The sequence below is a fragment of the Pseudaeromonas pectinilytica genome (assembly GCF_054780855.1).
Window position 1 is genome coordinate 14,841 of record NZ_BAAGVN010000349.1, and the last position, 22,755, is coordinate 37,595.

The 22,755-nt window shown below is 57.0% G+C and carries 23 protein-coding genes; 13 read left to right on the forward strand and 10 right to left on the reverse strand.

The window, feature by feature from the left end; all coding sequences use genetic code 11:
• Positions 1 to 34 precede the first annotated feature (34 nt).
• The gene (locus ACYVG7_RS17355; protein ID WP_460884343.1) at positions 35 to 1,045 is read left to right on the forward strand and encodes a substrate-binding domain-containing protein; all 1,011 of its coding nucleotides are present in this window, start codon (positions 35 to 37) and stop codon (positions 1,043 to 1,045) included.
• Between the two features lie 80 nt (positions 1,046 to 1,125).
• On the opposite strand, the gene ACYVG7_RS17360 is transcribed toward ACYVG7_RS17355, so the two are convergent.
• Positions 1,126 to 1,794, reverse strand: coding sequence for a TetR/AcrR family transcriptional regulator (locus tag ACYVG7_RS17360; protein ID WP_460884344.1), 669 nt, complete (start codon positions 1,792 to 1,794; stop codon positions 1,126 to 1,128).
• 289 nt (positions 1,795 to 2,083) lie between these two features.
• Between ACYVG7_RS17360 and rfaD the strand changes: the two genes are divergently transcribed.
• The 5 genes from rfaD (at position 2,084) to waaA (ending at position 8,373) form a co-directional block, all read left to right on the forward strand.
• Positions 2,084 to 3,037 carry an ADP-glyceromanno-heptose 6-epimerase gene (rfaD, locus tag ACYVG7_RS17365; protein WP_460884345.1) on the forward strand — a complete coding sequence of 318 codons (954 nt, stop codon included), beginning with the start codon at positions 2,084 to 2,086 and terminating at the stop codon, positions 3,035 to 3,037.
• Positions 3,022 to 4,407 carry an O-antigen ligase family protein gene (locus ACYVG7_RS17370; RefSeq protein WP_460884346.1) on the forward strand — a complete coding sequence of 462 codons (1,386 nt, stop codon included), beginning with the start codon at positions 3,022 to 3,024 and terminating at the stop codon, positions 4,405 to 4,407. Before rfaD ends, ACYVG7_RS17370 begins: the two co-directional genes overlap by 16 nt.
• A 70-nt stretch (positions 4,408 to 4,477) precedes the next feature.
• On the forward strand, positions 4,478 to 5,548 hold the full coding sequence (gene waaF, locus ACYVG7_RS17375) for a lipopolysaccharide heptosyltransferase II (protein WP_460884347.1): 1,071 nt from the start codon (positions 4,478 to 4,480) through the stop codon (positions 5,546 to 5,548).
• Between the two features lie 9 nt (positions 5,549 to 5,557).
• Positions 5,558 to 6,925, forward strand: a complete 1,368-nt coding sequence (locus tag ACYVG7_RS17380; protein ID WP_460884348.1) for a 3-deoxy-D-manno-octulosonic acid transferase — start codon at positions 5,558 to 5,560, stop codon at positions 6,923 to 6,925.
• 182 nt (positions 6,926 to 7,107) lie between these two features.
• Complete coding sequence (waaA, locus tag ACYVG7_RS17385; protein ID WP_460884349.1) at positions 7,108 to 8,373, forward strand: lipid IV(A) 3-deoxy-D-manno-octulosonic acid transferase; 1,266 nt, start codon at positions 7,108 to 7,110, stop codon at positions 8,371 to 8,373.
• Positions 8,374 to 8,453: 80 nt separating this feature from the next.
• Here the strand turns inward: waaA and ACYVG7_RS17390 are convergent, their stop codons facing one another.
• From ACYVG7_RS17390 to ACYVG7_RS17400, 3 genes are read right to left on the reverse strand one after another with little or no spacing between them, the layout of a single operon-like run.
• Positions 8,454 to 9,416, reverse strand: coding sequence for a glycosyltransferase family 2 protein (locus ACYVG7_RS17390; RefSeq protein ID WP_460884350.1), 963 nt, complete (start codon positions 9,414 to 9,416; stop codon positions 8,454 to 8,456).
• Positions 9,382 to 10,254: a hypothetical protein gene (locus ACYVG7_RS17395; protein ID WP_460884351.1), complete on the reverse strand. Its 873-nt coding sequence runs from the start codon at positions 10,252 to 10,254 to the stop codon at positions 9,382 to 9,384. Before ACYVG7_RS17395 ends, ACYVG7_RS17390 begins: the two co-directional genes overlap by 35 nt.
• Positions 10,255 to 10,265: 11 nt before the next feature.
• Positions 10,266 to 10,985, reverse strand: coding sequence for a 3-deoxy-D-manno-octulosonic acid kinase (locus ACYVG7_RS17400; RefSeq protein ID WP_460884352.1), 720 nt, complete (start codon positions 10,983 to 10,985; stop codon positions 10,266 to 10,268).
• A gap of 100 nt (positions 10,986 to 11,085) precedes the next feature.
• Between ACYVG7_RS17400 and ACYVG7_RS17405 the strand changes: the two genes are divergently transcribed.
• Positions 11,086 to 12,153, forward strand: a complete 1,068-nt coding sequence (locus tag ACYVG7_RS17405; protein WP_460884353.1) for a glycosyltransferase family 9 protein — start codon at positions 11,086 to 11,088, stop codon at positions 12,151 to 12,153.
• Positions 12,150 to 12,929 carry a glycosyltransferase family 2 protein gene (locus ACYVG7_RS17410; protein ID WP_460884354.1) on the forward strand — a complete coding sequence of 260 codons (780 nt, stop codon included), beginning with the start codon at positions 12,150 to 12,152 and terminating at the stop codon, positions 12,927 to 12,929. The genes ACYVG7_RS17405 and ACYVG7_RS17410 overlap by 4 nt, the downstream gene beginning before the upstream one ends.
• A gap of 261 nt (positions 12,930 to 13,190) precedes the next feature.
• Here ACYVG7_RS17410 and ACYVG7_RS17415 read toward each other — a convergent pair whose 3' ends face one another.
• Positions 13,191 to 14,231 (reverse strand): glycosyltransferase family 9 protein, encoded by a 1,041-nt coding sequence (locus ACYVG7_RS17415; protein WP_460884355.1) that lies wholly within the window; start codon positions 14,229 to 14,231, stop codon positions 13,191 to 13,193.
• Positions 14,232 to 14,349: 118 nt separating this feature from the next.
• Between ACYVG7_RS17415 and coaD the strand changes: the two genes are divergently transcribed.
• Positions 14,350 to 14,850, forward strand: coding sequence for a pantetheine-phosphate adenylyltransferase (gene coaD / locus ACYVG7_RS17420; RefSeq protein ID WP_460884356.1), 501 nt, complete (start codon positions 14,350 to 14,352; stop codon positions 14,848 to 14,850).
• On the opposite strand, the gene mutM is transcribed toward coaD, so the two are convergent.
• The 4 genes from mutM to radC form a co-directional block, all read right to left on the reverse strand.
• The gene (gene mutM, locus ACYVG7_RS17425) at positions 14,847 to 15,659 is read right to left on the reverse strand and encodes a bifunctional DNA-formamidopyrimidine glycosylase/DNA-(apurinic or apyrimidinic site) lyase (protein ID WP_460884357.1); all 813 of its coding nucleotides are present in this window, start codon (positions 15,657 to 15,659) and stop codon (positions 14,847 to 14,849) included. The genes coaD and mutM overlap by 4 nt on opposite strands.
• A 140-nt stretch (positions 15,660 to 15,799) precedes the next feature.
• Positions 15,800 to 15,967 (reverse strand): 50S ribosomal protein L33, encoded by a 168-nt coding sequence (rpmG, locus tag ACYVG7_RS17430; RefSeq protein WP_377151161.1) that lies wholly within the window; start codon positions 15,965 to 15,967, stop codon positions 15,800 to 15,802.
• An 11-nt stretch (positions 15,968 to 15,978) separates the two neighbouring features.
• Entirely contained in the window at positions 15,979 to 16,212 is a 234-nt protein-coding gene (gene rpmB / locus ACYVG7_RS17435; RefSeq protein ID WP_460884358.1) for a 50S ribosomal protein L28, read from the reverse strand.
• A 135-nt stretch (positions 16,213 to 16,347) separates the two neighbouring features.
• Positions 16,348 to 17,022 carry a RadC family protein gene (radC, locus tag ACYVG7_RS17440; protein WP_460884359.1) on the reverse strand — a complete coding sequence of 225 codons (675 nt, stop codon included), beginning with the start codon at positions 17,020 to 17,022 and terminating at the stop codon, positions 16,348 to 16,350.
• A 262-nt stretch (positions 17,023 to 17,284) separates the two neighbouring features.
• Here radC and coaBC point away from each other — a divergent pair, with 262 nt between their 5' ends.
• From coaBC to ACYVG7_RS17460, 4 genes are all read left to right on the forward strand, one after another.
• The gene (gene coaBC, locus ACYVG7_RS17445) at positions 17,285 to 18,484 is read left to right on the forward strand and encodes a bifunctional phosphopantothenoylcysteine decarboxylase/phosphopantothenate--cysteine ligase CoaBC (protein WP_460884360.1); all 1,200 of its coding nucleotides are present in this window, start codon (positions 17,285 to 17,287) and stop codon (positions 18,482 to 18,484) included.
• Entirely contained in the window at positions 18,471 to 18,926 is a 456-nt protein-coding gene (dut, locus tag ACYVG7_RS17450) for a dUTP diphosphatase (protein ID WP_460884361.1), read from the forward strand. Before coaBC ends, dut begins: the two co-directional genes overlap by 14 nt.
• 88 nt (positions 18,927 to 19,014) lie before the next feature.
• The gene (gene slmA, locus ACYVG7_RS17455; protein WP_460884362.1) at positions 19,015 to 19,629 is read left to right on the forward strand and encodes a nucleoid occlusion factor SlmA; all 615 of its coding nucleotides are present in this window, start codon (positions 19,015 to 19,017) and stop codon (positions 19,627 to 19,629) included.
• 46 nt (positions 19,630 to 19,675) lie between these two features.
• Positions 19,676 to 20,506 (forward strand): mechanosensitive ion channel domain-containing protein, encoded by an 831-nt coding sequence (locus ACYVG7_RS17460; RefSeq protein WP_460884363.1) that lies wholly within the window; start codon positions 19,676 to 19,678, stop codon positions 20,504 to 20,506.
• A gap of 118 nt (positions 20,507 to 20,624) precedes the next feature.
• Here ACYVG7_RS17460 and ACYVG7_RS17465 read toward each other — a convergent pair whose 3' ends face one another.
• Complete coding sequence (locus ACYVG7_RS17465) at positions 20,625 to 22,529, reverse strand: hypothetical protein (RefSeq protein ID WP_460884364.1); 1,905 nt, start codon at positions 22,527 to 22,529, stop codon at positions 20,625 to 20,627.
• Between the last annotated feature and the right edge of the window lie 226 nt (positions 22,530 to 22,755).

The window sequence follows — 22,755 nt, forward strand, 5'->3', positions numbered from 1 at the left end:
CTAAGGTTCGCTGCCTTTTTTCAGGAGACGCAAGATGGCCACAATCAAAGATGTCGCCGCTCGGGCTGGAGTATCTATCTCTACTGTATCCCACGTTCTCAACCATACGCGGCGCGTCAGCGAGGATGCCACCCGCCATGTGCTGGAGGCTGTGGCTGCGCTCAACTATGCCCCAAATTCTGTGGCTCGTAGTCTGAAAGTGAATCATACCCGGACGATCGGCCTGCTGGTCACAGCCAGCGCCAACCCCTTCTTCGCCGAAGTGGTCAAAGGGGTGGAAGACTACTGCTTCACCCAGGGCTATAGCCTGATCCTCTGCAATACCGAAAACCAACTGGAGCGTCAGCGTCATTATTTACGCATGCTGATGGAAAAGCGCGTCGATGGCCTGCTGGTGATCTGCACCGACATTGATGCCGAAATCCAGGCTCTGCTGCGCAGCTATCAGAGCGTCCCCCAGGTTGTCATGGATTGGGGTGGCCAATGCGACTTTGCTAACGTCATCAACGACAACGTGCGTATCGGCGCCTATCTCGCCGGACAGTATCTGGTGAGTCAGGGCCATCGCGAGCTGGTGTGCATCACCGGACAATTAAGCAAGCAAACCACCCAGCAACGACTGGATGGGGTACGGGATGCGCTGGCAGAAGCCGGTTTGAGCCTGGCCGAAAAGAATATCCTCGAAGGGGATTACGAGATGCAAAGTGGTTTCGATGCCATGCAGCAGTTGCTGGCGCGGCCGGAGAAACCGACGGCGGTATTCGCCTTTGACGATCCCATGGCGATTGGGGCTATCTGCGCCGCAACGCAAGCTGGATTGCGGGTACCGGAAGACATCTCGATTGTCGGCTATGACGATGTAGAAATGGCTCGCTTCTCCAGCCCTCCGCTCACTACCATCCGCCATCCGAAGGCAGAACTTGGCCAGCTGGCCGTCGAATTGTTGGTCAGCCGGGTTCGCAACAAGGAGCTCACCGTCGAGGCGCTGAACGTGCAGCCGGAGCTGGTGGTACGCAACTCAGTAGCGCCTCCCCGTCCACGCTGAGCGCCGATCCAGCCCCCGGCACCCCAAAAAATGAAGGGGGCGAGTCATGACTCGCCCCCTTTTGTTTACGTGGTGGATGGTTATGCCACAGCCCCATCATGTTCCGCCTGCTTGGCACGAAAATAGGCATCAATTCCGGCCAACTCGGCCTGATACTCTGCCGTCACATAGGGACGGAACAGGAACAACACCTTGGGGATCACGCCAAACACAGCGCTCTTGCTCACCGCCACGCCCGGACTAAGCGTCCGCTGGTAGGCCACCCAGAAGATCAATAGCTGCTTCATGAGATGCAGCATGTTATTCAGATCCTCATCATTGACCATCAATACGCCATGACTCCGCAACCCTTCCATATGACGCTGCATCAGGCCATACACCGGTTCCTGGATCTTGCGGTACCAGGTACTCAGCGCCTCATTGCGCGCCAGTATGTCCGGCAGGTTGTCATAGGCAAAGCGGAAGCGCCAAATCACATACAGCACGCGCTCCAGATAAAGCTGACTGGTCTGCAAGCTCCCGAGATGTTCCGGCGGCATATCGGCATCCAGAGAGAATAAAGTGGCCAGCTCCCGAGCATAGAGCTCGAAAATCGCCTGGATGATGTCTTCCTTATTTCGGAAGTGATAATAGAGGTTACCCGGGCTCATACCGAGATGAGCGGCAATATGGTTGGTGGTGACATTCTGCTCACCCTGGGCATTGAACAGCTCAATCGCCGCAAAAATTATTTTGTCTTTGGTCTTCATGGTAACCCTTTAAATATGAGTAACTACTCTATAGGGCATAGCACATCAATAGGCCATTTGCCGGATAGGTTACCCACGTCTCGTTATAATTTGTTATTTAACCCCAACTTGCATGTGACAATCGCCACCGCCGCTCATCTTATCACCATGTGGCGACACAACATCTCCGACCAAGAGCCACAGCGTGACCAGACGCAAAAGCTGACCAAGGCTTCGCCGTTTATGTCGGGCATGATAAACTCGAGCATCCGGGTTCTCTCTCTTTCGGCTCCTTGCGAGGCAACAGCTTATGATTATCGTCACTGGTGGCGCTGGCTTTATCGGCAGTAATCTCATCAAACTTCTCAATCAGGCCGGTCACAAAAATATTGTCGCCGTGGACGATCTGACCGATGGCACCAAGTTTGCCAACCTGGTCGATCTGGATATTGCCGACTACATCGACAAGGATGAATTCCTCGCCCGCGTCGTTGCCGGCGACCCCTTCGAAGAGTGGGACGAAATCGAGGCGATCTTCCATCAAGGAGCCTGCTCGGCCACCACAGAGTGGAATGGCAAGTTCGTGATGGAGGTGAATTACGATTACTCCAAGGATCTGCTGCACTTCTGCATCGCGCGCGGCATTCCGTTTATCTACGCCTCATCTGCCGCTACCTATGGTGGTCGCAACGACAACTTCATCGAAGATCGCCGCTTCGAACAACCGCTGAACGTCTACGGCTACTCCAAGTTCCTGTTTGATGAATATGTTCGCCGCCTGTTGCCGACCACCAACAGCCAGATTGTCGGTCTCAAATATTTCAACGTCTACGGCCCCCGTGAACAGCACAAGGGCAGTATGGCCAGCGTGGCCTTCCATCTGAACAACCAGATGAAGGCCGGACAAAATCCCAAACTGTTTGAAGGCTGTGACGGTTTTGGCAACGGCGGTCAGACCCGCGATTTCGTCTACGTCGAAGATGTCTGCAAGGTCAATATCTGGTTCTGGAAGAACGCAGGTAAATCCGGCATCTATAACTGCGGAACCGGGCGTGCCGAACCTTTCCTAAATATCGCTGAAGCCGTGGTCAAGCACCATGGTCGCGGCCAGGTCGAGTTCATTCCGTTCCCGGATCACCTCAAAGGCCACTATCAGAGTTACACCCAGGCGGATCTGACCAAATTGCGCGCCACTGGTTGTGACGTCCAGTTCCGGGGTGTCGCCGAAGGTGTTGCCGAATATATGGAATGGCTGAACCGCTAAAGTCATCACGCAATTCAGGCAACCAGAACACCTCGGACACCGGCGTCCGAGGTGTTAGAACAACTGACCAGACGGACTTCATAGTGAACCTGACCCTCGATACAGAAGCTCATTCACCCCATTTAATGCGACTGATCCAACTCCTGGTCTTTGGTCTTGGCGCCCTCTCGATCACACTGAAGAGCGGCTACTCCATCAGTTTTTTGGGGATCTTTCTGCTTGGTATCGGCTATTTATGCTATATCCGGAACGTCACTCTGTCACCGATCGCACGCTCCTTGTGCTGGATCCTGCTACTGCTCTTTGTCAGCCAAGCTCTGGCGGTCTGGGCTGACCATGATGGTGAGCTAAAAAATCTAGATCGCCCCAGCCGTCTACTGATGCTGGCCCTGATGTTACCCCTGCTTTGCCTCTATCGCCCCAGCTTCCAGAGCCTGATGCGCGGGATCGGCATCGGTGCCATAGGGGCAGGCACCATAGCGCTATATGATAAATTTGTTCGCCATTTGCCCCGAGCCTTTGAGGATATGATGCCCATCCAGAGTGGCGATATCAGCCTGACTCTGGGGCTGCTCAGTCTCTGCGCCATGGTCTGGGCTTATCACCAACACAAGCGGAGCGAAACCCTCTTTTATCTTGCCGCCAGCGGCATGGGCTTGCTCGGCAGTCTGCTCTCGGGTACCCGAGGCGGCTGGATACTGTTACCGCTGATCCTGCTGGCCTGGTATCGCCTGTTTCTCCCTTGGCTCAATCAACGCCTCAAGATCACCCTGCTTGGCTCGGTCATAGCATTGGTGCTGCTTAGTGCCGTACCCCAGCTAGGTGTCACCCAGCGTCTGCATGAGGCCAAACAGGATATGACCCTCTATCTGTCCGGGGGCGACCAAAACACCTCCCTTGGCTTTCGTCTGCAGTTCTGGCGCAGTGCCTGGCACAGCTTCATTGATAAACCACTGCTGGGATGGGGGCCACAAGGTGTCCGTCACTCCCAAGAGCAACAATACCAAGCAGGAGAACTCAGCCAGGCCGCTTTTGACTTTAATAGCCACGCCCACAACCAGTATCTGGATCAGATGGCCAAGTACGGTGTGCTGGGCTTGGGCTGCCTACTGGCACTATTTTTGGTGCCCCTGAATCTTGCCAAGCACTTGCTCAACAGCCGCATCAGCGCTCAGGGTTACACCCTGGCCACCGCTACCATCATCCATGTACTGGCCACCATGGACTACTGCCTCAGTCAGGCATTTCTCAACCATAATTCAGGCATCATCTTCTACCCATTTTTGCTGGTGTTGCTGCTCTTAAGTGCCGAAGCAGAACTAGAGGTGGCCCCAGCGGCTCTGGACACAAAGGAACCAGCCTCGGATTAATCCACTCCAGATGGTAATCTGTGGCCATAAAGCTATACTGCCCAGCTTGCTCCCATTGATGATGAAGCAGATGAAAATAGTGGTCATAGGCCCAGCCTGGGTCGGGGATATGGTGATGTCCCAGAGCCTGTATATCACCCTCAAGCAACAACACCCAGATGCCGTCTTGCATGTGATGGCGCCCGGCTGGTGCCTACCCTTACTGGAGCGGATGCCGGAAGTTGATCGCGCCATCACCATGCCGCTGGGTCATGGCGACTTGCAGCTCGGTGCCCGTTGGCGCCTGGGGCGCGAGCTCAAGGCCGAAGGCTATGACTGGGCGCTGGTCCTGCCTAACTCGCTGAAATCAGCGCTGATCCCGCTGTTTGCTGGCATCCCTCGTCGCACCGGCTGGAAGGGTGAAAGCCGATATGGTCTGCTCAACGATCTGCGCAGCAACAAACGCGACTTCCCGCTGATGGTACAAGGCTATATGGCACTGGCGTTTACCAAGTCGCAGATGACCTCTGCGACAGCGCTCCCCGCCATTCCCCATCCGGCCCTGCGCGTTGATCGCGCACAACAAGATAAAGCGCGCATCCGACTGGGACTTTCCAGCCAGGCACCCGTGCTCGGACTCTGTCCCGGCGCCGAATTTGGTCCCGCCAAGCGTTGGCCGGAAACCTATTATGCCAACATAGCCGAACGCTGGTGTGCCAAGGGCGGCCAGGTGTGGATTTTTGGCTCGGCTAAAGATGGTGACGTTGCCCATAGCATCCTCAATCAGCTATCACCCACGGCGCAAGGGCAATGCCAGATCCTGGCCGGGCAAACCAGCCTGACCGAAGCCATCGACCTGCTCGCCGCCTGCAATGCTGCTGTCTGTAACGATTCGGGGCTGATGCATATCACGGCTGCGGTCGGCACGCCGCTGGTCGCCGTCTATGGCTCTACCTCCACGGCCTATACTCCACCGCTGAGCACCAAAGTCGAAACCGTACAGACCGATATCAGCTGCCGACCCTGCTTCAAACGCGAATGCCCGCTCGGGCATCTGAAGTGCCTGACGGAATTGTCGCCGGATCGGGTCTGGCAAGCCCTGACCCGACTGCATCCGGTGCTGGCGCAAGATGTCTCACCGATTACGCTCGCTGATGACTGAGGATTTCCCTTGTCGACACACGATTTAAAACCACAAGGGTTAGACGCCTATGTCAATCCTCTGTTCTGGGGGGGGGTGTTGCTCGGCCTGCTGCTGTCGCTGCTTTATGCCGAGCATCAGGTACTGACCGGTGATCAAATCCAGATGCTCTACAAGGGCTACCTCGGAGCCCTGCAAGGCACCTGGCTCAGCTATGGCAATGCCGCCAGTGCGGTGGGAAATGTACCCGGCTCGCTGTCGGCCTATCTGGTCGGGTTACCGCTAACGCTCTGGTATTCCCCCTACGCCCCCATGCTGGCACTACTGGCCATGCGGCTGATGAGTTATCTGCTTTTTGATAACATCATTCAGCAGTTGTTTGCACCGCGCATCCGCCTGCTGTTCATGCTGTTGTATTGGCTCAATCCCTGGTTCATGTACGAAAACCTGCTCTACAACCCATCGTATCTGTTCCTGTTCGCCGCCCTGCACTTCTGGTCGGCGTTTCATCTACGCCACAAGCCCTCGTTTTTCCACACCCTGATCCATGTGCTGGCCATCGGCATGGCGATGCAGTTGCACTACTCCTGGCCCATTCTGGCGGTGATCTCGGCCTATCTGTTCTACCGTCGGTTGATCCACATCCATTGGCTGGGTCTTGTCAGCGCCATCCTGCTGATCGCAGCATCCCTCATCCCCTATCTGCAGGAGCTGATGAGTAACCAGACCATTGCTCAGAACACGGATCCGGAGGCGCAAAAGCGTTACATCGGCTGGGGTGGCGTACATGTCTATCCGGTACTGAAAGCCTTCATCTACTGGTTCCGTTACGGCTCCTGGTTGTTCGCCGAGCGGCTGATCAACGACACCCATTTCGCCTGGCTGGGCGGCTCCCATTATGTGCAGCTGGCTCTGACCTGGATCTGGCGAGTGCTGGCCTATGCCATTGGCGCACTGTCGGTCGTGTTGTCGTTGAAGGCCAACTGGTTTGTCTGGCAGCAGGTCAAGGGCCAGTGGTGGCGTCGTCCCGCTGTCGCAGAGGCCGATGGCGAGCAGTGGTTCACCCTGTATGGCGTGGCCGCTCTGCTGGCCATCTTTATCAGCGCCGTGCTCTCGCCCATCATCTTCAGCTACTGGCATCTGATGATCGCCTTTCCGTTCGCCCAGATCCCGCTGCTGTTGTTTATCCGTCATTGGACACAACAACAAACCGATCGGCGTCTGACCCAGGCATTGTTGCTCGCCGCTTGCTACTGCCTATGCGTCAATCTGATCGCCGCCAATGACAGCCGCAAGTTCTCCTATCAGGTCAGCTTCAAGACCCAGACCGAAGCCTATGTGGCGGAGCAACAACAACTGGGACTGTTACTACCGAAAGCGGAACCATCGGCTCCTTAATCGAAGATTCTTCCGCTGCCCACTTCTCCCCGGCGGTTCCACTGCTGGGGAGAAAATAGGCTCGTACCGGCTGCCGAGCGCCATGACGCACAAATGACGCCCCCGATAACTCCGCTGGCTTGAGTCTGCTCCCCGCATCGCCGATACTGGCCGCCACCCGGCCTTCGACCCATCGGTGCCTCATGCTCTATCGTCTGCTCTACTGCCTCATCATCTATCTGGCGCTACCTGTGGTGCTCTATATCACCTACCGCGCCCGCCCCGGCAAACCCGGCTATGGCCAGCGCTGGACCGAGCTGTTGGGCTGGGGACCGCGCCTCGCGAGCCCAACTCCACCGCTGTGGATCCACACCGTCAGTGTCGGAGAGTCGCTAGCCGCCATCCCGCTGATCCGGGCCTTGAAGGCCGCGCATCCCGAGTTGCCACTGCTGGTGACCACCACCACGCGCACCGGGGCCGACCAGATCGCCAAACTGGGCGAGTTAGTCACTCATCGCTATGCGCCGCTGGATTATCCGGATGCGGTGTGGCGCTTTTTACAGCGCACCCGCCCTCGCGCCCTGGTGATCATGGAAACCGAACTCTGGCCGAACTGGCTCGCCGCCTGTGCCCGTCGCCAGATGCCGGTGGTGGTGATGAACGCCCGCCTCTCCGAGCGCTCCTGCCAGCGCTACCAGAAGGTGCAAGGGGTTTTCCGCGCCATGAGCCGCCATCTCAGCCTGGTACTCTGCCAGCATCGCGACGATGAGGCGCGGTTTCGCCGCTTGGGGATCCCCGCCGAGCGGCTGCAAGTCACGGGCTCGCTCAAGTTTGATATCCAGCTCGATCAAGCCCAGATCGAAGCCGGACAACAGCTGCGTACTCACATCGGCGCCCGCCCGGTCTGGATCGCCGCCAGTACCCATGCCGGTGAAGATGAGCAAGTGCTGGCCGCCCTGCAGCAGGTGCGACAACAGTTGCCACAGAGCCTGCTGATCCTGGTGCCCCGTCACCCGCAGCGTTTCGACGCCGTCGCCGCTCTGTGTCAGGCCGAGGGGCTGGTTCTGGCACGCCGCAGCCGCGAAGAACCGATCACAGCTGAGACTCAGATTTATCTAGCCGACACCATGGGCGAGATGCCACTGCTGTTCCAAGCCTGCGATCTGGCCTTTATGGGCGGTAGTCTGGTGCCCATCGGCGGCCACAATCTGCTGGAGCCCGCCAGTCTGGGCAAGCCAACACTCATCGGCCCTCATTACTTCAACTTTACCGATGTCACGCGCCAGCTGTGCGACAGCAAGGCCTGCATCATAGTCGAGGATGCCCAGGCGCTGGGCGCGACTGTGCTGGAGTTGTTGCAGGATGAGGAGAAGCGGCAGCCGATGGGCATGCGCGCCTTCGATGTGGTCGCTGCCAATCAGGGAGCGCTGGACAAAACCCGGCAGGCCATCACTGACCTGATCCGGTGAACATGGCCACATGTCCGATGCTCACAAGACAGTGCATCGCGTCCACCCAGTAGTAGACGGACCATGAAAAGATTGAGCGCTCAAGATCGATCACGGCACTGCTGTATGTGCCGCAATGAGCGGCCGAGATGAGGACCGGACAAAAGAAACAATGCAACAGGCCAACGCTTTGAATTGCGTACATAACGTAATAACTCTTTAATTACATATCGAAATTTGATCAACGATGCATCGAGCCAGCCATAATTTTTACTCAGAAAATAAAACAGAGAAATATAGAATTCTTTTTCTATCAACAGGCTCCTATTTGTACTTCCACCTCCCGCGTGCGATATTTCAGCATCAGGAAGACACCAAACTGTCTTGAGGCCATTCCTGAACCGGATGCAAATATCCTCCTCCTCACAGTACAAAAAATAGTTTGTATCAAAACCACCAATCTCGTTGAAGTCACTGCGACGTAAAAACATAGCTGCGCCAGAGATAACCGAAACTTCCAGAGGTTTGCCATGCCAGGCTTTTTTCTCCGGATAGGCTGCTCGATTGAATAATCGGCACAGGCTATAACCAAGCCATTGGTTTATAACGGAAGGCATATAACCGAAAGAGGAGGAATATTTACCATCTTCGCCAATGAACCGAGGAACTACACCAGCAGCAGGATTCTGCTCCATAAATTCGAACAATTGTTGAAGCACATCAGTCCGAAACATACAGTCATTATTTAAAAAGAATAAATATTTCCCAGTAGCCTGATTTGCACCCAGCATATTTCCATATGCAAAACCAGTGTTTTTGTGGCTCTCGACAAGAATTAAATTATTGTGATTTAGCGCAGAAATGCTTCGCTTGAGATAGACAAAGTCAGATGACTCGGAATTATTATCAACAACAATCATTTCTATCTTTAATTTATGTGCGGCTATACTATCGAAAACAGATCTAATACAGTTAACTGTATGAGCCGATGAATTATAGTTTATTGTTATGATTGAAATATCCATATCCCTACCGCCACCCTGCCTTTCCAGACCTGTAGACACTATCAATTCTAGCTGCGACACGCCTTAACATATCAGCCAGCTTATGTTTTTTAATATACAACGGGATGTTTGGAATGCCCTGCTCCGTAATCACAGCAACATCATCGACTACAGAGTTTTTTTTCAGTTTCGAAGCAACAAGAAATATAGAAATATATTTATTCCACTCCGGCTTATTTCCCCAATAGTGACCAATGCAATGACTAGATGCACTCAAGCAACCATCTGAAGACAAAACGATTGAAAATGCCAACTGCTCCAATAATCTATTGGGTGCATCCGTCTCACATAGTCGATCGCATAGCACTAACACCTTACTCAAAATTTCACTTGCTTTATGTGCAGGAATACCGATCACGCCAGCGTTCCACATCTCCGTGTTATTCCCAATTTTAAAACCAAAATATTCATTACCCCCAAGCGTTTTCCACATTTTCCGCATGGTTCGCCCTGGAGCTTGGTGTAGAACATGTTCACAAACATGCATATATGTCTTTCCAGATGCAAGACCATCTCTTATTTCAGTTAGATCAGAATAAAGAAAAGTATCTGAATCCACGTAAAGAACATGACCACTATCAACCAGGTTAACCGCTTGCTCTATAGCCTTTATTTTTATTCGCCAAAAAAAGTCGCTTCTACCCCGCCATGATTCCATGGTGTTAGAATCTACAGCAGATACTATGACGTGGTCCTCAAGGAATTCATACATATCGGGATTATCGGTCACAATAATAATCCTTTCAATAATAGCAGAACTCAGGAAGGTCAATATGGAGTAGACAGCCTGATAGTGGTTTTCAATTTTTTCACCAAAGGCGATTAAAATTAAATTCATGATCTTCTCATTTAAAAATCGGATAAATATCCTGACATCAACCAGTCCCAGCGAGTATCGTCCCACTCAAACTGATCATAAAGTTCTTTTTCTTTGCGCAAGGAGCGCCGTAGACGCGCCAACATTTCCTGCTGCCAAGGACCGGACTGACGGAGACCGCACTTGTCGAAGTCTATCACCCATACCTGGTCATTTGCATCCAGCAACAGATTGTGGGCGTTCAGATCCGAGTGATAAGCCCCGACCTGATGTAGCCGGGCTATGAGATGCCCCACAGCTTGCCACTGGGCCGCACTGAGCGGCTGCTCCCGCAGCAGATGCACCAGATCCCGCGCGCCCGGGATCTGCTCGATCAGCAGATCCGCCCGATACCAGAGTCCCTGGCGCTGCAGGCGGGCCGCGACCGGCCGCGGGACCGGTAAGCCCAGCTCCCGCAACTGGCCCAGAAGCCGGAACTCGGCCATGGCGCGTGAGGACTCGACGCCGTGAAACCAGAACCTGTCCGGATTGATTTTACCCATCAGACCGCCACGCCAGTAGTGGCGCAACACCAGGGACAGGCCGCGGTGACGGACAAACCAGGTCACGCCACGCCCCCGTGATTGGCCAGTCACGGCATCTTGTGCCTGCCAATAGGCGGGGTCGAAGGCCTCGACTGAAAAATCAGGGAACAGCTGCTCATCAAACCAGCAGGTGTATGAGCCGTGGATCAGGGTTTGCCAGCCGTGCATCGCGCTTCTCGTCCGTTGGCTCGAATGGAGTGGATGGACATTTTACAAGCCTTGCCCGAGTTTGCATAATGCCCGCACTCCTTTGCTTGGAAGCCATCTCATGTCGCTGTTCTCCCACGCTCCAGAATCCCTTTGCATCTTGCGTCTGTCAGCGATCGGCGACTGTGTGCATACCGTTGCCGTGGTGCAGGCCATTCAACGCCAATGGCCACAAACCCGCATCACCTGGATCATGGGCAAGGTCGAGGCCATGCTGCTGGGTGACTTGCCCGGTATCGAGGTGATCCCCTTCGACAAGAAGCTGGGCTGGCGCGGTTACCCACAGGTGTGGCGACAGCTCAAGGGCCGCCGCTTCGATGCCCTGCTGCATATGCAATCGGCGCTGCGCGCCAGCCTGCTCAGTTTGGGTATCCGTGCCACCCATAAGCTGGGCTTTGATGCACAGCGCGCCGGAGATGGCCAACGCTGGTTTACCAATCATGCGGTTCCGTCGCCCGCTTCCCCTCATGTGCTGGATGGTCTGATGGCCTTTGCCGCCGAGCTGGGCATTACCGATCTCGACGCGCACTGGCAGATCCCCACCTCGGCTGCCGACGATGCCTGGGCGAGCGCCCATCTGGATAACGCCCGTCCGACGTTGGTGATTGCTCCAGCCGCCAGCAAGGCCTACAAGAACTGGACCGTGAAAGGCTACGCCATGCTCGCCGATCATGCCGCCGCTTGCGGCTTTCAGGTGCTGTTGTGCGGTGGGCCGACCCCGCTGGAGCGGCAGATGGCTAGCGAGATCATGGCTCTGTGTCAGCATCAACCCGAAAACCTGATCGGCCAGACCAGCCTGAAGCAGCTGATGGCGCTGATCAAGCAGGTGCAACTGGTGCTAGCGCCGGATACCGGTCCCACCCATATGGCTACAGCCGCAGGCGTGCCGGTGGTCGGTTTGTATGCTCACCACAATCCGGAGCGCACAGGCCCCTATCGGTGCCGCGACTGGGTGGTCAGCGTCTATCAACAACTGATGGAGGCTCAAACCGGGCGCCCACTGGCCGAGTTGCCCTGGCGCAGCCGACTCAAGGATCCGGATGCCATGCAGCAGATCACTCCGCAACAGGTGATCGACCAATTTAATGCTATCGCTCAGGCCCATGGCCTGCTCAAGGATCCCGAATGAGCCAACCCCGTATCGCCGCTGTCCTCATCGTCAAGAATGAGGGCGAGAACCTGCGCGCCTGCCTGCAAAGTGTAGCCGGATGGGTCGACGAGATCGTGATCCTCGACTCCGGCAGCAGTGACAATACCGCCGAGATTGCGGCCGAATTCAAGGCCAATTACCAAGTCGAACCCAATTGGCCGGGCTATGGGCGGCAACGGCAACTGGCTCAGGATCGGGTCACGGCCCAGTGGTGTTTCTGGCTGGATGCCGATGAGCGGGTGACCCCAGAACTGCAAGCCGAAATTCTACAAATCTGCGCCGCCCCGGCCGGACGCACCGTCTACGCCATCCCGCGTTTGAACTGGGTGTTTGGCCGTTATATCCGCCATTGTGGCTGGTACCCGGATCGGGTGCTGCGGCTCTATCCCACCACGCTGACCCGCTACAACGACGCCCTGGTGCATGAGAAAGTCGAGCTGGATGAGAGCATGCAGGTGCAGGCGCTGCGCGGCGATCTGTTGCATACCCCCTATCGGGATCTGGAACACTATCTGGTCAAATCAGCCCGCTATGGCAAAGCCTGGGCCGATGGCCGGGCTGCGCGGGGCAAACGTGGTTCGCTGTTGCAGGGGTTCGGTCATGCCATCGGCTGCTTCTTGCGCATGTATGTGCTGCGGCTGGGTTTCCTGGATGGCAAGGCCGGGCTGCTGCTGAGCATCCTCTCCAGCCACTCCACCTTTATCAAATATGCCGACTTGTGGCTGCGCGGCCGCACTCAGGGAAAACCGAAATAATCGAGATCCTCTCGCCCGGTGATATCAGGCAGAAAAAATATAAGGCTTATAGGAGGCAAGCCAGTCCGCTAGCGAGGGAGAGATAGCCTTTTGAGCCAACCGTTGGCGGCAGGGATGCCACCATCGAGCCCCCAGGGAAGGGTTTACGGCGAGTTGGCGAGAGAGGGTGTCGCGCCTGAACCTGTTGACCGAGAAGCACCCACGCCGATGAGCTCCCTTGTTCACTGCATCGCCACCGTACCGGATGGATAGCAACCGGGGCTACTCTCCTGCGGGCTGCAGGGCCGCAAACCAGGTTTGGACCTGAGGTAAGGTCTCGGTCATCGAGATGAGGTGCATATTCTGGCCATCCCCCACCGTCGGCGCCGCGATCGCCAGGTGACGTCCTTCACTATTCAAGGGTTGCCAACGCAAGGGGGTCGCAGAGCGCCGAGCCGGGAAGAAGCCAACGGTCGGCACATCCAGCGCCGCGGCAATATGCAGGGGGCCGGTACTGCCGGCGATAAACAAGGCGGCATTGGCGATGACCTGGCAGAAGCGGGGCAAGCCTTCCCGGGAATGGTAGATAGAGGCATGACCGCCACCTTGCTGCACCAGGGTCTCCAGCGCCGCCGCCATCTCGCTCTCACCAGGACCTGCCGTCAGCACGCACGGGTAGTCCGGATAGTGCTGCTGCAGCCCCAGGATCAGCGTCGCGTACTGCTGCAGGCTCAAATTATTGGCCGAGCCGCCGGTGCCGCAGTGCACCATCAGCCAGGGTTTGGCCGGGTTGATCCCCAACTGGCCGGCCATATCACCGCGAACAGCCATCAGAAGTGCATCGTCGAACGCCAAATACGGCGGCTTAGGCTCGACCGCTGTCTGGTTTCGCTGCTGCAGAAAATGGCGGATCAGATCCAGGTTGTACTGGGACTCCGGCTTTTCCGAGCGCGAGCGGCGCTGCACCAGACGGTGGTTATAGAGAAATTGCGCCAGCTTGGTGGCCGGAGCCAGTCGATAGGGGATACCGGCGCGCCACAACAACCAGGCGGTGCGCCAGCGGGAAAACAGCGCAATGGCCGCATCAAACTGCCCTTGCCGCAGTCGGCGCAGCAGGGCAACCTGCTCGGCACGGCTCGCCTTGGCACCCGGATCCAGAATCACCTGATCGATCCAGGGACAGAGCTCGGCCAACGCAGCGGTATAAGGTGGCACCAGTGCCGTCACATGGCAGTCGCACGACGCCTTGAGCATGGCGAAGCTGGGCCAGGCCAGCATGAAATCGCCAATCTTGTCGTTACGCACCACCAGAATACGTTGCATCGTCGCTCTCCTTCACCGCAATGGCGGCTATTCTTGCCAAAGGCCGTACCTTTCACAAGCAGGCAACCGTATAATTCGCCAAGAATTTTCCGCGAGGCACCACGCAAGGAACCATGCGATGCACACCAAGGCTATTTTCCCCGGAACCTTCGACCCGTTAACCCTCGGGCATCAGGATCTGATCGCCCGTGCGGCGGGGGTATTCGATGAAGTGATCGTGGCCATCGCCATGAGCCCGGGCAAGCGCCCACTCTTCAGCCTGGATGAACGCATCGCCCTGGCTCGCCAAAGCTGTGCACCCTATGCGCAAGTCCGGGTGGAAGGGTTTAGCGGTCTGCTCATCGATTTTGCCCGTCAGCAAGGTGCTAACGTACTGGTGCGTGGCATCCGCTCCATGACCGACTTCGACTACGAAAATCAGCTGGCGGGCATGTACCGGCAGCTCATGCCCGAGCTGGAAGTGCTGTTTTTACCCGCGCGCAGCGAGCTCAGTTGCGTCACCTCCAGCCTGGTCCGTGAAGTGGCCCTGCACGGTGGCGACGTCAGCCCCTTCGTCAGTGCTGAAGTCGCCATCGCGGTGCAGGCCAAACAGCAACAAGTTCCCCACAATCCAGACTAACGCTGACACAGGCGGCAATAGACAGTGGTTCTCTGTCCTTGCCGCAACTCTTCCAGCGGATGACCGCAGCGGACGCATGCCTGACCGGCCCGACCATAGACTTTCAACTCCTGGACGAAATACCCTGGCCTGCCATCGGCGCGGGTGAAATCCTTGAGCGTGGTGCCGCCCTGCCGGATCGCTCGCTCCAACACCGCCTTGACCTCGACAACCAGCCGCTCGCACTCCTCCAGGCTCAGGGTTGAGGCTCCTCGTCGCGGATCAATCCCGGACGCAAACAGCGACTCATTGGCGTAGATGTTACCGACCCCCACCACCAGGTGGTTATCCATCAGCCAAGGTTTGATGGCACTGTGCTTGCGGCGATTGCGCTGGTACAGATACTCACCATGAAATGCAGCCGTCAGCGGTTCAGGTCCTAGCGCCGCCAGCAACGGATGCTGATGGGGGTCATCCAATGTCCAGAGCAGGGCGCCGAAACGGCGAGCATCGTTGAGCCGCAGCAGCTTGCCGTTATCCAGTTCGATATCGACGTGATCGTGTTTCTCCGCCGCCGTCCCGACAGGCAAAATCCGCAAACGCCCGGACATTCCAAGATGCAAGATGGCGGTACCCAGGGTGGAGTAGAGCAGCAGATACTTGGCGCGACGCTCGACCCGCTCGATGGGGCACCCCACCAGCTGCTGGATTTCGCTCGGGATCGGCCAGCGCAGGGACGGAGTCCGGACCACGACTCGAGTCACCGTATGTCCCAATAACCAGGGGGCGATCCCTTGCTTGCTGACTTCAACCTCGGGTAACTCCGGCATGACACATTCCTTGATTACAAGCGATTAACAATTGACGCTATTGTCACTCAAGGCTGGCGCCGATGCACCTGCCGACGGCGCCGAATCGCAGGCATAAAAAAACCCGGCCAGGCCGGGTTTTTCAAGCAGGGCGGGATCAATTACTTGATCTTGCCTTCCTTGTAGATCACATGCTGACGAACAACGGGATCAAATTTCTTGATTTCCATCTTCTCAGGCATGGTGCGCTTGTTCTTGGTAGTGGTGTAGAAGTGACCAGTACCGGCGCTGGAGTTCAAGCGGATTTTTTCGCGTACACCTTTAGCCATGATCTATCTCCTTACACTTCACCACGGGCGCGCAGATCAACAAGAACTGCTTCGATTCCCAGTTTGTCAATGATACGCATGCCCTTGGTGGATACACGCAGCTTGACGAAACGCTTCTCGCCTTCAACCCAGAAACGGTGAGTTTGCAGGTTAGGCAGGAAACGACGACGGGTCGCGTTCTTAGCGTGGGAACGGTTGTTACCCACTGCCGGACGCTTACCGGTTACTTGGCATACTCTAGACATGTCAGTCTCTCCAAATCTTACTTCTTTTGCTCGAGCATTTCTCAGCCCCGCTGGCCTGTTGCGGGGCCACATAGAAGGCGGCATTTTATACAGCATCGCTCGGCGAAGATCAAGCAAAAGCCAAGCGGTGATCGGCTATAGCCAACCACGCTCGGCAAAGGAAACCGTTTCACCGTCACCAATGACCAGATGATCAAGCACCCGCACATCGATGAGACCCAGGGCCGCGCAGATGCGGTCGGTCAGGCTTCGGTCTGCCCGGCTAGGCTCAGCCACACCGGACGGGTGATTATGGCAGAGGATCACCGCCGCCGCATTATATTTGAGCACCGTCTGTACCACTTCCCGTGGATAGACACTGGCCGCGTCGATCGTTCCCCAAAATAGTTCGGTGAAATGCACCACCCGATGCTGATTATCCAGCAATAACAAGGCAAACACCTCCTGCCGCCGATCCCGTAACCGCGCCTGCAAAAAGCGCCGCGTCGCCGTCGGGCTGGTGAGCGCATCTCCGCGCTTCATCTCCTCATCCAGATAGCGGCAGCTCATCTCCAGTACTGCCTGCAACTGCACGAACTTGGCTTCTCCCAGGCCATGGGCCTGACAAAACTGCCGCTGATCGGCGGCAAACAGTCCGCGCAGGGAACCAAATTCCATCAGCAGGCGGCGCGCCAGCTCCACCGCATCCATACCGGAGACGCCGGTACGCAAGAAAATAGCCAGCAATTCGGCATCACTGAGTGCCGCAGCCCCCTTGCTCAGCAGCTTCTCTCTGGGCCTTTCGGCCGCCGGCCAATCCCGGATCCCCATTCCCTCTCCTTGTTGCTAGTTCCAGGCCTGTCGATTGCGAGCACGATTCTTGCTGCGCTTTCCGCAGCATCTCGGTGCAGAGCAGACCTGAAGATAGCAACTCGAGTGGAACCAGCCTCCTGTCAGCTCTCGGCATTGGCCGCCAGGAGTGACAGATTGACATATGTCCGTGATACAACCGGGGTGTGATGGCGGCTTCTGCTCGTCGGCCATCCCTTGTGATATTCTCTTGCCCTCGACCTGGCAGCAGGAAATAGAAAGTATGGAACTGCGCGATAAACGCATATTACTGGGCGTCAGCGGTGGCATTGCCGCCTATAAGAGCGCCGAACTGGTGCGCCGTCTGCGCGATCGGGGCGCGGAAGTACGGGTGGTAATGACCGATTCCGCCCGCGCCTTCATTACCCCCTTGACCCTACAGGCCGTCTCGGGGCACGCGATTCCGGATGGCATGCTGGATCCCGCCAGCGAAATGGGCATGAATCATATCGAGATGGCCAAATGGGCCGATCTGGTACTGCTGGCCCCCGCCACCGCCAACCTGATCGCCCGTCTCGCCTCCGGCATGGCCGATGAGTTACTGACCACCCTGTGTCTGGCCACACCCGCCCCCGTGGCCGTGGCGCCGGCCATGAACCAGCAGATGTATCTGCATCCGGCCACCCAGGCCAATCTGCAACTGTTAGCCCAGCGCGGAGTACAGTTGTGGGGACCGGATTCTGGCTCCCAGGCCTGCGGCGATGTCGGTCCAGGCCGCATGCTGGACCCGAACGAGCTGGTCACCGAGTGCGTGCGCTTCTTCGCGCGCCCATCTCTGGATCTGAAGGTGCTGATCACCGCAGGGCCGACTCGTGAGGCGCTGGACCCGGTGCGTTACATCAGCAACCACAGCTCCGGCAAGATGGGCTTTGCCCTCGCCGCCGCGGCTGCTGAACTGGGTGCCGATGTAACCTTGATTTCAGGCCCGGTTAACCTGCCAACACCACCCGGTGTGCGGCGCATTGATGTGGAAAGTGCGTTGGAGATGCAGGCCGCGGTGGCAAGCGAAGTTGGCCAGCAGCAGGTGTTTATCGGCTGCGCCGCCGTCGCTGATTATCGCGCGGTGGATATTGCCCCTCAAAAAATCAAGAAATCGGCCGATGAACTGACGCTGACCCTGGTGAAGAATCCCGACATCATCGCTGAAGTGGCCGCTCGAGCCGATAAGCCCTTCGTGGTCGGCTTCGCTGCCGAGACCCGGGATGTCGAACACTACGCCCTCGACAAGATGGCGCGCAAGGGGCTGGATATGATTGCTGCCAACGATGTAGCGCGGGAAGGACAGGGCTTTAACAGCGATAACAATGCCCTGACTGTATTCTGGCCCGGCGGTCAGCAGGAACTGCCGCTGGCCGCAAAAACCGAGGTGGCTCGCCACCTTATGACTCTTATCTTCAAGAAGTACCGACATGAAACAGATTGAACTGAAAATTCTCGACCCGCGTATCGGCCATGAATTCCCGCTGCCGGAATATGCCACTCCCGGCTCGGCGGGCCTGGATCTGCGCGCCTGTCTGGATGCGGCTGTCGAGCTGGCGCCCGGTGCCACCACCCTGTTGCCCACCGGTCTGGCCATCCATATCGCCGATCCGGGACTCTGTGCCACCATTCTGCCGCGCTCCGGCCTCGGCCATAAGCACGGCATAGTGCTGGGGAATCTGGTCGGACTGATTGACTCCGACTATCAGGGGCAACTGATGGTCTCAGTGTGGAACCGCGGCCAGCAGAGCTTCACCATCCAGCCCGGTGAGCGCATCGCGCAACTGGTTTTCCTGCCGGTGGTGCAAGCCAGCTTCACCATTGTCGATGAATTTGATAGCAGTGAGCGGGGCGAAGGGGGCTTTGGATCCTCTGGCCGTCATTGATGGCCTGACCTGACTGCAGTATCGCCGTGGCACCTATGCCACGGCGAATGGTTCCTCCATTGTCTTCTCGTTTAGGGATTATTCGGACATGACAACTCAAACTGCCACGCCAGCTGCGCCACAGACACCTCACCGCCGCGAACAGATATTGCAGGCTCTGGCCCATATGCTCGAACATCAGGCCGGGCAACGGATCACCACCAAGAGTCTGGCGGCCGAGGTCGGTGTCTCGGAGGCGGCGCTGTACCGGCACTTCCCCAGCAAGGCGCGCATGTTTGAAGGCTTGATCGATTTTATCGAGGAGACCCTGCTATCCCGGGTCAATCTGATCCTGAGTGAAGAGAAGGACACCCTGGCTCGTTGCCAACGGATCCTGCTGTTATTGCTCAAATTTGCCGAGCTGAATCCGGGCATTACCCGCATTCTGACCGGTGATGCCCTGCAAGGGGAACACGAACGGCTGCGCGATCGAGTGACCCATATGTTTGACAAACTCGAAAGCCAACTCAAGCAAGTGCTGCGCGAGCGCAAACTGCGGGAGGGCAAAGGATTTTCGGTGGAGGAGTCTCAATTGGCCAATCTTCTGCTAGCTTATGTGGAAGGTCGACTCAGCCAGTTTGTGCGTAGTCAATTCCGGCTGCAACCGACCGCCAATTTCGACACCCAATGGCAATTTATTCATAACCAGTTGCTACAAAGCTGATGGCGGGAGCTCAGTTTCCCGCTACCTGATCTCACAAGGAGCTCCCATGGAAACTGAAATCATCGATAACGCCACCCACTGGCTGACCAACAACCAGACCCTGCTGATTGAATACGGCGTCAATATTGCCGCCGCACTGCTCACCCTCCTCATCGGCTGGTTTGCCGCCAGCCTGCTGACCGGTGGCATGATGCGGCTGATGAAGGCCCGCCATCTCGACTCCACCATCACCGATTTCATCGGTAATCTGGTGAAATACGCTATTCTGGCCTTTGTCTTTATCGCCGCCCTCAGCCGTATCGGGGTACAGACTGCCTCGTTTGTCGCTGTGATCGGTGCCGCCGGTCTGGCGGTTGGTCTGGCACTGCAAGGCTCCCTCTCCAACTTCGCCTCCGGTGTCTTGCTGATCCTGTTCCGCCCGATCAAGGTCGGTGAGTTTGTCGAAGTCGCCGGTACCGCCGGTGTGGTGCAAACCGTGCAGATCTTCACGACCGTGCTGACCACGGGTGACAACAAGATGGTGGTGGTCCCTAACGGCACCATTTTGAACGGCACTATCACCAACTATTCCCGCATGGAAACCCGCCGCGTCGATATGAGCTTCAATCTGGCCTATGACGTCGACCTGCGCCAGGCCAAGGAGCTCTTGACCCGTCTGGTCAACGAAGATCCCCGAGTTCTCAAGGATCCGGCTCCGGTGATCGCCGTGGCGGCACTGACCGACACTGCGGTGCAGATTGTCGTGCGTCCCTGGGTCAAGAATGGGGATTACTGGGATCTGTTCTTCGCACTGCAAGAGCGTGTCAGCCTGGCCTTCGAGGCGGAAGGATTCAAACGTCCGCTGCCCCAGGTCGCCATGCATGTCCCCAAGGCCTGACGCCGACTTTTACTCCAAGCCACGCGTCACTGAGAAAGCCCCAAAAACAAAGGGCCGGACATAGTCCTGCCCTTTGGCTTGATGGAGACCCGGGTGATAGAGCATCACCCGTTATGGATTAATGCTTGGGCATTTCCATGTCGGCGCGGACTTCCAGACCGGTCGCGGTAAAGTCGAAGCCTGAGCTCAGACGCATACCCCGCAGCTTGGCGATCATCGACTGGGCTGTCTGCATCTCTTCGAGTTCCCGATCCGCTTGAGCCTTGAGTTCAGCGGCAGTCGGCTCTGCATAAACAGACTCGTCCATCCCTTCGGTGCTTTCCGTGCTGGGTGCAGCACTGGCAGCTTCCGCTTCGGTGGCAGCGGCGGCCGTCAGGGCTTGCTGCTTGGCCAGCTTGTCTTTGAGCAACAGGTCAAACGCATCGGCGACTAGACCGTAGTCCAGACCCATATGGAAGAAACCATTCGACGTGAGTTCCTGCTTGCCTAAGGAAGCAGTCAGCGCCTCGGCCTTGTCGCCACTGAACAGAGCGATATGTTTGCCAAACACCCCCAGCTTGATCTTGCCTGGCAACTCCACCGGCAGTGGCAACGGCAGCTCGACGCTCTGACCATCCGCCGGCAACGGCATAGCCGCCAGCTCCGGTTGCATCATGGCCAACATGCTCCACAGCTGTTGGGGTTGCTTGCTGGAAAGGGTGGCCATGAAGGAGAGTGCGGCGATGCCCGGCATCTCCTGGCCTTCGACCGCAGGTTTCAGCGTCAGCTCCTGAAGATCGATCCCCATCCCCTGCACGCCCTGCACCATACCGGTCATGGCACCCAGCAGGCTCGGATTCACTTCCTTGAGTTGTGCCTGGGCGGCGATCAGCGGTTCACAGCTGAACTTGGCCTGGGTAGCACGGCTCCACAAGCTGGTCAGTACCGGCGTCAGCTCGTCCATATTCAGACCCAGCTGATAGGAGAACTTGCTCTGCCCGGCCGACAGATCCGGCAGGAAGCCACGCAGCTTCTGCAACTGTTCCATGGCCGCCGCATCGGTAGAGACTACCTTCAGCAGGCTGTTGACCCGGATCGGCGAGCTGCTGCTGTCGAGCTCGGTATAGCCGAATACGGTCCGTGGCCACAGGGCCGCCATGCCTTCGATTTCGCTCTGGCAGGCTGCGGAGCGGAAGGGAGCCAGATTTTGGGTGACTTCCCCTTCACTGACTTTATCCAGCAACTTGGCCAATGGGCTATCAGCACGGGTGATGGTCCGGATCAGCGCTTCGTGGTTCAGGAATCCCAGGGAGAACGGCTTGAGGCCTTGCTCCTTGACCATGGCTTGCAGGGTGCCACTGCTGGCCAGATCCTGGGCGGGTTTGGTCAAGCCGAACGCCACGGACAAGCCTTCGTTGGCCGGGATCAGGGTGCCCAGATCCAGAGTCAGCACGGCATAACCATCGCGCTTGCCAATCGCCAGATAGATGGGCTGCTTGGCATCATCATTCAGGGCATAGCGCTTGTAACTGAAGCCATCCAGAGTCCCCGCTTCGGCCTGCAGTTTGAAACGCCCTTCGGCTTTGCTCAGGAAGGCATCGAAAGTCGCCTCATTGCCCAGTTTGATGCGGATCACCGGCAGAGCACCCACGGTATAGAGTGCCGAGTCCAGCTTGTCGGTCAAGCCCAGAACTTCCGGCTTGAAATCTGGAGCCGTGACGGCGGTCAGATAGTCAGCATACAGACTCAGCAACAGGCGGAAGCCAGCCGGAGCCTGATTCGGCGTTTCGCCCTCGGCCTGCAGCAGGTCTTGCACCATCTTCTGCATATCTTCTGGCTTGGATCCCATGGAAAAACTGTCGCGGAAGGCGGCCAGATCACTCCAGGACATAGGCTCCAACCCACCGACAAAGACCAGGGTATCCGCTGGTACATAATCCAGACTGGAACCTGCGCTGCCGCCGAGTTTTCCCTGCAGCGCGTAATAGCTGCCACCACCTACCAGTGCGGCGGCTACCAGGCCTGCCACTAATCCCTTGTTCATGTGCAAAACTCCGTCATTTATTAAAATGTAAACCAGCTGTAACAGGCGCCAATCATGACGATTCTCGGCGATACGGACAAGCTCGTTTGGCGCTTTTTTCTACCCCGTGCACAAAGCCCCAGCAGAGCACCATCCCCCGTCCACCATCGAGTAGGAGGAGGCCTCGCGGCCTCCGTCCTCTCACACCACCGTACATGCGGTTCCGCATACGGCGGTTCATGTTAAC